At 72.0% G+C, this 11,205-nt stretch carries 5 protein-coding genes and 1 pseudogene; 3 read left to right on the forward strand and 3 right to left on the reverse strand.

Annotated features, from left to right (window positions below; translation table 11 throughout):
* Positions 1-163: 163 nt before the first annotated feature.
* Both AC0T5L_RS12520 and AC0T5L_RS12525 read left to right on the forward strand, forming a co-directional pair.
* Complete coding sequence (locus AC0T5L_RS12520; RefSeq protein WP_476165603.1) at positions 164-1,552, forward strand: class II fumarate hydratase; 1,389 nt, start codon at positions 164-166, stop codon at positions 1,550-1,552.
* A gap of 232 nt (positions 1,553-1,784) precedes the next feature.
* Positions 1,785-3,767 (forward strand): serine/threonine-protein kinase, encoded by a 1,983-nt coding sequence (locus tag AC0T5L_RS12525; RefSeq protein WP_476165604.1) that lies wholly within the window; start codon positions 1,785-1,787, stop codon positions 3,765-3,767.
* 375 nt (positions 3,768-4,142) lie between these two features.
* Here AC0T5L_RS12525 and AC0T5L_RS12530 read toward each other — a convergent pair whose 3' ends face one another.
* Together AC0T5L_RS12530 and AC0T5L_RS12535 are read right to left on the reverse strand one after the other, a co-directional pair.
* Positions 4,143-4,805, reverse strand: a complete 663-nt coding sequence (locus AC0T5L_RS12530) for an aggregation-promoting factor C-terminal-like domain-containing protein (protein WP_476165605.1) — start codon at positions 4,803-4,805, stop codon at positions 4,143-4,145.
* 42 nt (positions 4,806-4,847) lie between these two features.
* Entirely contained in the window at positions 4,848-5,561 is a 714-nt protein-coding gene (locus tag AC0T5L_RS12535) for an aggregation-promoting factor C-terminal-like domain-containing protein (protein WP_476165606.1), read from the reverse strand.
* Positions 5,562-5,975: 414 nt separating this feature from the next.
* On the opposite strand from AC0T5L_RS12535, the gene AC0T5L_RS12540 reads away from it, so the two are divergent.
* Positions 5,976-10,178 carry an SCO7613 C-terminal domain-containing membrane protein gene (locus tag AC0T5L_RS12540; RefSeq protein ID WP_476165607.1) on the forward strand — a complete coding sequence of 1,401 codons (4,203 nt, stop codon included), beginning with the start codon at positions 5,976-5,978 and terminating at the stop codon, positions 10,176-10,178.
* A gap of 145 nt (positions 10,179-10,323) precedes the next feature.
* Here AC0T5L_RS12540 and AC0T5L_RS12545 read toward each other — a convergent pair.
* A pseudogene (locus AC0T5L_RS12545) lies at positions 10,324-11,205 on the reverse strand (RNA-guided endonuclease InsQ/TnpB family protein); the annotation flags it as partial.

Here is an 11,205-nt window from a genome sequence, read left to right on the forward strand (position 1 = left end):
GGTGTGACGGGCGGAGTCCCCCGTCCGTGCCGTGGCCGTGCGGTGGACCACCCGGTGTCAACATGATGCGCGCAACACCGCCAACACCGGGTGAGGTGGAGGTGTGCCCGGGTGCGTCTGGCAGTCTGGGGTTCACAGGTTTTCCCAGGAGAGATGGGTTGCAATGAGCGAGTTCCGTATCGAGCACGACTCGATGGGTGAGGTCAAAGTTCCGGCCGAGGCCAAATGGCGGGCCCAGACGCAGCGTGCCGTTGAGAACTTCCCGATCTCCGGCCAGGGCCTCGAAGGCGCCCACATCGCCGCCCTCGGCCAGATCAAGGCCGCCGCGGCCAAGGTGAACGCCGAGCTCGGCGTCATCGGCGAGGACATCGGCAAAGCCGTCCGCGAGGCCGCACTGGAGGTCGCCGAGGGCAAGTGGAACGGCGAGTTCCCGGTCGACGTCTACCAGACCGGTTCGGGCACCTCCAGCAACATGAACACCAACGAGGTCGTGGCATCGCTGGCCACCGAGCGTCTCGGTGCCCCGGTACACCCCAATGACCACGTCAACGCGTCGCAGTCCTCCAACGACGTGTTCCCCTCCTCCATTCACATCGCCGCCACCTCGGCCGTCCGGAACGACCTCATCCCGGCGCTGCGGCACCTGGAGCAGGAGCTGACCCGCAAGTCGACCGAGTTCGCCTCCGTGGTCAAGAGCGGCCGCACCCACCTGATGGACGCCACCCCGGTCACGCTGGGCCAGGAGTTCGCCGGGTACGCCGCCCAGGTGCGCTACGGCGTGGAGCGCCTGGAGGCCGTGCTGCCGCGCGTGGCCGAGCTGCCGCTGGGCGGCACCGCCGTCGGCACCGGCATCAACACCCCCGAGGGCTTCTCCGCCCGGGTCATCGCCGAGGTCGCCGACAACACCGGCCTCCCCCTGACGGAGGCCCGCGACCACTTCGAGGCGCAGGGCGCCCGTGACGGTCTGGTCGAGCTCTCCGGCCAGCTGCGGACCGTCGCGGTCGGCTTCGCCAAGATCGCCAACGACATCCGCTGGATGGGTTCCGGCCCGACCGCGGGCCTGGGCGAGATTCTCCTGCCCGACCTACAGCCGGGCTCCTCGATCATGCCGGGCAAGGTCAACCCGGTCCTGTGCGAGGCCATGCTCCAGGTCTCCTCGCAGGTCGTCGGCAACGACGCCGCGGTGGCCTTCGGCGGCGCGAGCGGCAACTTCGAGCTGAACGTGCAGCTGCCGATGATCGCCCGCAACGTGCTGGAGTCGATCCGCCTGCTCTCCAACGTCTCGCGTGTGTTCGCGGACCGCTGCGTGGCCGGGATCGAGGCCGACACCGAGCAGTGCCGCGTCTACGCCGAGTCCTCGCCCTCGATCGTCACCCCGCTCAACCGCTACATCGGCTACGAGGAGGCCTCCAAGGTCGCCAAGCAGTCGCTGAAGGAGAAGAAGACCATCCGCGAGGTGGTCGTCGAGCGCGGCTACGTCGAGGACGGCAAGCTCACCGAGGCGCAGCTGGACGAGGCCCTCGACGTGCTGAGGATGACCAACTCCCAGTAGTCGGACGGTACGGCGGTCCGGTCCGGGCGGCTGGTCGCCGGCGGTGGCCACGGGGCACCCCGCGTGTGCGCGGGGTGCCCCGCCGTCTGGGGGACGGCCCGGGGCGGGAACGGATAGCGATTTCCGTCCCATCCCCTCCTCCGCTCCCGCCGCCAGGAACCTTCCGCCCGCGAGAGGCGTCGGACATGCTTGGAAAGAGCACCGAAAAGCCCGCTTTTCGAGAGGGCGGTACATGTCGAGCAACAGCGACAACGAGCGCATCGTCGCGGACCGCTACGTTCTGCGCCGTGAACTCGGACGCGGCGGTATGGGTGTGGTCTGGGAGGCCTTCGACCCGGCCCTGGACCGCGTCGTCGCGATCAAGCAGGTGCTTCTCCCCGACCACTTCACCGACTCCGAGCGCGCGGACGCGCACGGCAGGGTCCGTCGCGAGGCGCAGTCGGCGGCACGGATCAGCCACCCCACCGTGATCACCGTCCACGACGTCTTCGAGCACGGCGGCGACCCGTGGGTGGTCATGGAACTGGTCGAGGGCGGGACCCTCCAGGACCGGCTCAACGAGCAGGGCGCCCTGCCGGTGGACGTCGTCGCGGAGATCGCGGAGTCCCTGCTCAAGGCGGTGCGGTCGGCGAACGCGGCCGGGGTCCTGCACCGGGACGTCAAGCCCGGCAACATCATGATGTCCCTGGACGGCCGGGTGGTCCTCACCGACTTCGGCATCGCCACGATGGAGGGCGGACCGAGCATCACCCGTACAGGTGCGCTGGTCGGCTCCCCCGAGTACATGCCGCCGGAGAGGTTGGAAGGCGGCCCGGCCGAGCACCGGGGCGACCTGTGGAGTATCGGTGTCACCCTGTTCGCGGCGGTGGAGGGCGCGTCCCCGTTCCACCGGGACAGCCTCACGGCCGCGATCGCCGCGGTGATCTCAGCGTCGCCGCCGCCCATGACACGTGTCGGGTGGCTGGAGCCGGTCATCGCGGGGCTGCTGGAGCGCGATCCGGACCGGCGGCTCACCGCGGAGGGGGCCCTGGCCCTGCTGCACGAGCGCGGCGGCCCCAACGGCGGCGCGGCGGCGGGCCGTGGAGGATCCGGCGGCTTCGGCGCGGCCGGGTTCGGCGGCGGCCCACACGCCGCCCCGGGCCCCAGCGGCCCGCAGAGCTCCCACCACGCGCCGAGCGGCGGATACCCCGCCCCCGGCACCGGTCCGACGGGCGGCTGTCCCGATGCGCGGTCTCCGCTGCCGCAGGGACCTCCCGGGTACGCGGGGTCCACCGGCCCCGGCGGGCCGGCCGGGCCGAACGGACCGGGGAATCCGGTAACACCGTTCCCACCCGGCCAGGGGCGCCCTCCGGCACCGCCCCACCAGCACCAGCCGGTGTACTCCGGAGGCCACGGCGGCACGGGTGGCCGCGGTCAGCTCCCTCCGGGCGGGCGCGGGCGGTCGGGTTCGGTGACCGCCAAGCTCCTGCTCGGCACGGGCGCGGGCGCGATAGCGCTGCTGCTCATCGCCACGGTCGTGGGCGGGTTCGTCCTACGCTCGGGCCGGGGGCCCGCGGACGGCTCCGCCTCGCTGGGCGTGCCGCCCGAGGCCCGGTCGCCTCTGACGGAGCCTTCTTCCTCCGACGGCGGGGAGGCCCAGGCCGGGAACGGCGGCGGCGACCAGGGCGGGGCGCGAAGCGACGCAGAGCAGGACGATGACGACGGCGACGACAGCGGGGAGCCGCCGTCCTACGACGACCTGGAGGCTTTCCGGTCGGAGTGGTTCTCCCTGGAGTACCCCTCGGGGTGGCGGGTGGACGACAGCGAGATCGACAACACACTGGTGCTGTTCCTCGCTCCCGGCGACGACCACCAGGTGTGGGTGACCGGATGGACCGAGGAGGAGTTCACCGGGACGAGCACCGAGTACCTCCAGGAGACCAAGGGCGGCACCGACGTCTCCGGGGACGTCACGACCGGCTTCACGCAGTTGGAGCTGGAGGACTTCGACGATGACGACTTCCGGGAGGGATGGGACGTCGCGCTGGTGGAGGCCGACCTCACCAACGAGACCTGGGCCACCCCCGAGCGGCGCTTCTGGGCCTACGCGGTCAGCATGGACTACGAGGGCGACCGGGTGTTCTACCTGGTCAGCGTGAACGTCCCGCGCGAGGACGCCGACTACTACGACGACCTGCACGAAGACGTCATCGAAACGTTCACCCCGCACCTCTAGCGCGTGTTCCGGGCGCCTTCCCGCGTGCCGGTGAAGCCGGTCTCCGCGAGCACGGGATGCTCCGGGGTGACACGACCCGGCGCGGGCGCGGCCATCGCACGCCGTTGCCGGGAGACGGCTCCCGTAGGACGGGGAACGGCCCCCGCGCAACCGCGGGGGCCGTTCGTCCGTTCCGGCTGCTCCCGCCCCCCCGGTCCGGTGACAGGCGAGGCAGCGGGCCGCAGAAGCGGGGGAGGGTCTTTCGGCGTCAGGAACGCGTCCGTCCACACCCTCCCCGGAGTGGGCCCGGGGGCCGCTCCGAGCCGCGCTTACGGGCCGGTGGCGCCGGGGAGTGCCGGAGTGCGGGCGTGACGGCAGGGTGTGGACGGCCCCGGGTCAGTACGCACCTGTGGCCTGGGACTGGGCCCAAGCTCCGCACGGGTCGCCGTAGCGGCCCTTGATGTAGTCGATGCCCCATGAGATCTGGGTGGCGGGGTTGGTCCGCCAGTCGTCACCGTGGGAGGCCATCTTCTCGCCGGGGTAGGACTGCGGAATGCCGTACGCACCCGAACTGGGGTTCTGCGCCGTGTGGTCCCAACCGCTCTCCTTCTCCCACAGGGGTTCGAGGCAGTCGTAGAACTGTGACTCACCCCAACCCTGGTCGAGGACCATCTGTAGGGCGATGCCCTTGGGGTCCCCGGTGAAGACGGGGGACTCCTCCTCTTCTTCCTCTTCCTCCTCCACTTCCTCCTTGATGTCGCTCCCGTCGCCCTGGGCCGTCCGGATCCCATCGCTACGGGCCGCGTCACGCTGTTCCTGGGCCTGCTCGCGCAGATCCTGGAGTTCTTCCTGGCTCAACTCCTCGGAGAAGAACTCGTCCTCTCCGGCTTCGGTTTCGGCGACGGCGGGTTCCTCAGTGTCCGGTAGAGCGGCACTGGCCGCCATGTCCGGGTCGACATCGTCGTCCGCGAAGGCGGAGACGGCGAAGGTCGCACCCGCGACGAGGGTCGCCGCACCGACCGCCGCCGTGCTGCGCAGCGACATTCGGTTGAGTAGCACGATTGCCTTCCCAAGAGGGGGTCATTAGCAGGGAAAGCCCTATTAATACCAGTTGTTGGCCTGAGAGTGTGACCAAGCGTCACACGGGGTGTTGTAGCGGCCCTCGATGTAGTCGAGACCCCACGCGATCTGGGTGGCGGGGTTGGTCCGCCAGTCGTCACCGTGGGAGGCCATCTTGTCGCCCGGCAGGGACTGCGGAATGCCGTACGCACCCGAACTGGGGTTCTGCGCCGTGTGGTCCCAACCGCTCTCCTTCTCCCACAGGGGTTCGAGGCAGTCCTGGAACTGTGACTCACCCCAACCCTGGTCGAGAACCATCTCCAGGGCGATCTCCTTGGCCGAGCCGGAGGGAGCCGACGCGGTGGAAACGTCATCGGAGGAGTCGGAACCGCCGGAGGTGTCGGCCTCGGGTTCAGCCTCGGGCTCGGGCTCGGGAATCTCGCTGCCCGTCTCGCTGGCGGACTGGACGGCCTCCGCGACCGCCGCCTCGGCCATACCCCGGCTCTCCACGCGCTGAGCCTCCTGCTCGGCGGGGTCGGGCTGTGCGGCGAAGAAGCCGTCGGCGCCTCCTCCACCGCCGTCTCCGGGCTGCTCGGGTCCGGCCGGCTGCCCGGGGACCTCTGCGGCGGAGGCGAGCTGGCCGGGGTCGATCGCGCCGCTCTGCGCGGACGCGGCGACCGCGAACGTGCCTCCGGCGACGAGGGTGGCGGCGCCGACGGCACCCGCATGGCGCAGTGAGATCAGGTTGGGTAGCAAGGTCGCCCTTTCGCGTAGACGCACACGTGTCCCACGGACATTCGTGTGTTGTGCTTCGCCGCTGCTGACCACGTGGTCCGCGGATGAGGTGCGCGGTGGGGCGGATCCGCCGTTCGACCACCGCGACGCGGGTCGCACCACGTGGGAGGGGGTGTATTGCAGCGGGTTCAGCCTGCATCATCGTCACGATGAAGTAACGCCAGTTTTACGGTGTCTTGGAACACATCACGGTATGCGTCCGAAGTGTGCGCCTTTGACCTGCGGATCGACACGAAGGGTCAACACCGGTTCAACTGCTTCGAAGGCGTGGCAAGCGTCTCGGAGTGCTTCCGGGGAGAAGCTGACCACCGGACTCGGTGCTTCTGAGTACCCGTACGGATGTGCGCGGACGGAGTCGGGGACCAGGATGGCGCCATGAACGCCCACGGATCCCCACCCTCCCCCGCGGGTCCCCAGCTCAGGTGCCCGGACTGCCGCGCTCCACTGCCCGTGCGGCACCGGTCATGCCCGCGCTGCGGGCTTCTCCTCGTCGGCGACACGGCCCAGCGCCTGTGGCGGATCGATTCCGAGATCGCGGTGCTCGACAGCCGCAAGCGGAGGCTGCACGGCGAACGCGCCGTCGTGGTACGGCTCCTGCGCGAGGAGTCGGCGCGGGCGGTCCCCCGCTCCGACGACCGGGCCGCGGCCGGAGCCGACGCACCCGGCGCGGCCGGGGGAGGTGCCGGAGACCAGCGGTCCCCGGGGCCGGCCCGCGCACAGGCGCCCGCACCGGCGCCCGACGCGCCGGCGTACCAGCGGGGGGAGACGCCGTACGCCCCCGCGCGTCCCCCGGCGGATCCGCCGACCGGGGAGGTCACCCGGCGCTCCGCCCAGAACGTCATCCTCGGGCTGGGTGGCCTGCTCGTCGGCATCGCCGCACTGGTCTTCGCCGTCTGGGCGTGGAGCGACATGGGTACCGGCACCCGCGCCGGTGTCCTCGGGCTCACCACCGCGGCCTTCGCCGCCCTGGCCCTTCCGACGCACCGGCGCGGCCTGAGGGCCACAGCCGAGACCTTCGGCTGCCTGGCCGCCGCGCTGCTGTGCATCGACGCCCTCGCTCTGTGGCTGCTGACGTCCGGCCGGCTCGGAGACGGGCCCGGTTACACGGCTGCGGTGTTGGCCGTCATCGGCTCGCTGCTGGTGCTCTATCCGCTGCTCGTGCCGCTGCGGGCCCCGCGCGTCATCGCCGCCCTGCTGTGCCAGCCGGTTCCGGTGCTGCTGTTGGCGGCCCTTCCCTCCGTCGACGTGTGGTTCTGGGCACTGCCCGTCCTCGCCGCGACCGCGCTGGGCGACCTGCTCGTGGTCCGGTGGCTCGGCGCGCCCCGCGCGGGTCTTCCCGTCCGCACCCTCCACGTCACCGCGACCGTGCTGTGGGCGGTGGCCCTGCTTCTGGCGGTCGTGCTGGTACTCACCGGCTTCAGGTTCAACGCCGTGGAGGTCTGGTGGGCCCTGGCCGCCACCCTGCTGCTGTCGGGTACGACCGGCCTGCTGTTCTCCCACCGCCCCCTGCCCTCCGGCCACGCCACCGGAGACGGTGCCCCGTCGGCCTTCCACACGGCCGCCGCACTCATGGCGCTGGCCATGACACCGCTCGCCGCCGGCCCCGCGCACCTGCCCGTTCTGCCACGGGTGCCCACGACCCTGTGGAGTGGCGCCCCCGGTACCGCGACCTCTTCCGCGCTCCGGGTGCTGGAGTTGTCCGGACCGATGACCGGACCGACGTACGGACCACTCCACCTGGCCGCCGTCCTGGTCGGTGCCGTGCTGTCCCTGGGCGCGGTGGCGTTGCTGCGCCGCGAAGCGCTCGTACCCGCCGCCGCCCTGGCCGCCCCGCCGACCCTGCTGGCGTTCCCCCTGCTGCTGGGGCTACCGCACGTGGTGGCGACCGTGTGGGCGCTGTCGGTCGGTGCCGCGCTGGTGCTGGGCACGGCCCTGTTGCCGTACCGGCGCGCGACCCGGATCCCCGCGGCCACCGGAACCCTGACCCTGGTCACCGGTCTGCTGTGGTCGCTGCCGGACCAGTACACCTCCCTGGGCGCACTGCTGTTCCTGGGCGCGACAGCGCTGGTGGCCGTGCTGCTGTGCCGCCGCGCCGAGCCGGGGAACGGCCCGGCGGCGGTCCTGTACGGAACGGGGCTGCTCCTGTGGTCACTGGCCCTGTTGACCGGGGCGCTCTTCCTGCTCGGGTTCGTGGTCTCGGATACCGTGCCGCCTCCGGCATGGTGGCTGCTCGCCGCCGCCGGCCTGCTGACCGGGACGACCGCGCTGCTGCTCGGGCGGGTACCCGCACCGATCGCTCCGTCCCACGACGCGGCGCCCGACCCGCGGCCGCTGTTCACCCTGCTCGGGCTGCTCCTGCTACCGGCCGCCCCGCTGCTGGTCGGACGCGGCCGGTTCCCCGGCCTGCCGCTCCTCCCCCGGGCTGAGCCGTGGTCGGAGCCCGTGTCGGCGATGAGGGAGCCCGCGTACTCGGTCCTGGGGCTGTCAGCGCAGGAGAGTGTCGCGGCGGCGGTCGGGACGGCGGCTGGGGTACTGGTGGCCGGCGCCGCGGCGGTGGCGCTGGTCGGCCTGCTCGACCGGCGGTGGACGAGGACCGCCGCCGCGCTCACCGCGCCGCCCGCCCTGGTGCCGCTGCCGCTGGTCCTGGGGATGCCGTACGCGGCGGCGGTGGTGTGGACGGTGCTGGTGGGCGCGGCCCTGGTGCTGGGGCATGCCCGACGGGCACCCGCCCGGCTGCGCGGCACCCCGGCACCCACCGGGAACGCCCCCGGCGCGGCCCCCGCCGCCCGGCACGGGTCCGGTTGGGTCCCGGCGCTCGCGGGGCTGTCCACCCTGGTGCTGGGCCTGGTCTGGGCGATGCCCGAGTGGTACACGTCCCTGGTCGCGCTCGTGCTGGTGGCGGCGACGGCGCTGGCCGAAGCGCTGGTCCTGCGCCGCCTGAGCGCCCGATCGCCCGGAGGGCCTGTGCCGCCGGTGTACGCCGTGACACTGGCTCTGGGCGCGCTCACCCTGTTCCCCGGGCTCGTGGCCCTGGCGTCCACCTTCGCGCTGGGTACCGTTCCCGACCCGGTGGCCTGGTGGCTCCTGGCCACGGCCCTGCTGCTGGTCGCGTCGGCCTCGGTGGTGGTCGGACAGGTGCCGTGTCCGTCGTCTCCCGCCGACTCGGCGGGAGGCTCCCCGGCCGCGTCCCGCCCGTCCCCGACGGCGTCGACGTTCACCGTGGTCGGCATACTCCTGCTGACCGCCGTCCCGCTGGTGGCGGGGCCTCGGTCGCTGCCCGCGCTGGCCGTGTTCTCCCGGGCCCGTCCCCCGGCCTCGGCTCCTCCGTCGGCCCTGGTGGAGTCCGCGCACGCCTTCCTCGGCCTGAGCGGGCCACCGGATGCCGCCGTCGCCGTGACGACCGGTGTCCTGCTGTCCGGGCTGCTGGCCGTGGGAGCCGTCGCCCTGCTGGCCCGGCGGTGGACGCCGCACACGGCCGCCCTCGTCGCGCCGCCCGCCCTGGTCCCGCTGCCGGTGGTCCTGGAGGCGCCGTTCCTCGTCGCACTGGTGTGGACGTTCGCGGTGGGCTCGGCACTGGCCCTGTGGTCGGCGCTGGCCCGGGACCGGTGGGTCGGCCGGCTGACGGGGGCGACCGCGCTCCTCACCCTGATACTGGGGCTGAGCTGGGCGCTCACGCAGGAACACGCGAACGCAGGTGCCCTGATGGCGGTCGCCGTGGTCGGCGCGGTGGTGGCCGCCCTGGCGCGGACCGCCGACCCGGCGATCGGCGCGACGGCGGTGGCCACGGCCGCCACGTGCGCGTTCGCCCTGGCCCTGCCGCTGCTGCTGGGGGCGTCCGTGGAGTACGCGGCCCTGGCACCGATCGCGACGGTCGCAGCGGTGGCCGTGGCGGCACCGAGGCTGCACGGAGCGCTGGTACTGGCGGCGGAGGTCCCCGCGGGCCTGTGGGCGGTGGTGGCGCTCGCCGTCACCGTGTCGGCGGGTGCGCGGTTGGAGCTGGTCGCGCTGGCGCTGGCGGTGGTCGGGGTGATCGCGCTGGCGACCGCCGTGCGACCGGACCGGCGCTGGTCCGCGCTGGTGGGTGCGCTGCTGATGTTCGCCGCGCTGTGGACGGTGCTGGCCGCGTGGGAGGTGGCCGTGCCCGAGGCGTACACGGTGCCGCCCGCCCTCGCCGCGCTGGCCGTCGGCTGGGAGTGGAGCCGCAAGGCGGTCGAGACGCCGTCGAGCTGGTCCGCTTACGGAGGCGGTCTGGCTCTGCTGTCCCTGCCCACGGTGGTGCTGGTGCTGTTCGAGGGAGGCATGGCGTGGAGGGTGCCCGCCGTGCTCGTGCTGGGTCTGGCCGTAGCCATGTGGGGTCTGCGCCAGCGGCTCCAGGCGGTGTTGGTACTGGGCGGACTGGCGCTGGTGGCGACGTCGCTGCGGGCGTTCGGACCGCCGCTGTGGGACCTGACCCGGTTGACTCCGAACTGGGTGCCGTTCGCCGTCGTGGGTGTACTGCTGCTGGTGGTCGGTGCCCGCTATGAGGCGAACCTGGAGCGGTTGCGGCGCCTGGGCCGGTTGGTGTCGGGCATGCGTTGACGTCCTCCCCGGGGTGAACCCCGGGGATTCCCACAGCCCCGCGGCTGTAGGCGCGGTGCGCCTCACAGCGTCCGCTGGTTCCTGCTTCCCAGGCCGGTGCCCCACCCGAGAGTGGTGGTCTTACCCAGCCTCCGCAGGCGTTTTACCTCTCCGCTTCCCGCCCTGGGGCGAGTTTCCGTCCAGCGGCGAGCACGACGCGGGACGCGTTCACGTCCCGATCATGAAGGGTTCCGCACCCCGAACAGGTCCAGGTGCGCACATGCAGGGGTTTGGGGCCGTCCACCACCCAGCACTCCGAGCAGGTCTGCGAGGAGGCCAGGAACCGGTCCACCTTGGCGAAGGTCCGCCCATACCGGGCGGCCTTGTACTGGAGCATGCCCACGAACACCGACCATCCGGCGTCATGCACACTCTTGGCCAGCTTCGTGCGTCCGAGCCCCTTCACACACAGGTCCTCCACGTACACCGCTTGGTTGTCGCGGACGATACGGGTGGAGAGCTGGTGGTGGAACTCGCGTCGGCAGTCGGCCACCCGAGCGTGGGCACGGGCGACCTTCACCCTGGCCTTGGCCCGGTTGTTGGATCCCTTGACTTTGCGGGACAGCTCCCGCTGGGCCTTCTTCAGCTTCTTCTCAGCGCGGCGCAGGAACCGGGGGTTGTCGATCTTCGTGCCGTGCGACAGCACCGCGACGTGCCCCAACCCGAGGTCGATCCCCACATCGTCCACGGTCTCGGGGAGGGGCTTGTCCTCGGTCTGCACGACGAACGAGGCGAAATACCGCCCGGACGCGTCCTTGACGATGGTGACCGTGGAGGGGACCGACGGCAGCGACCGCGACCACTTCACCTTCACCTCGCCGATCTTGGGCAGGGACAGCTTGCCCGCCTCGGTGATCTTCCAGCGGGCGTTGGCGGTGAACCGGACCGATTGGCGGTGGTCCTTACGGGACCTGAACCGGGGAGCACCCGTCTTGGGGCGCTTGCCCTTGAGGGAGTCGAAGAAGTTGCGGTAGGCAGTGTCCAGGTC

The organism is Nocardiopsis sp. TRM 82005 (genome assembly GCF_056312425.1).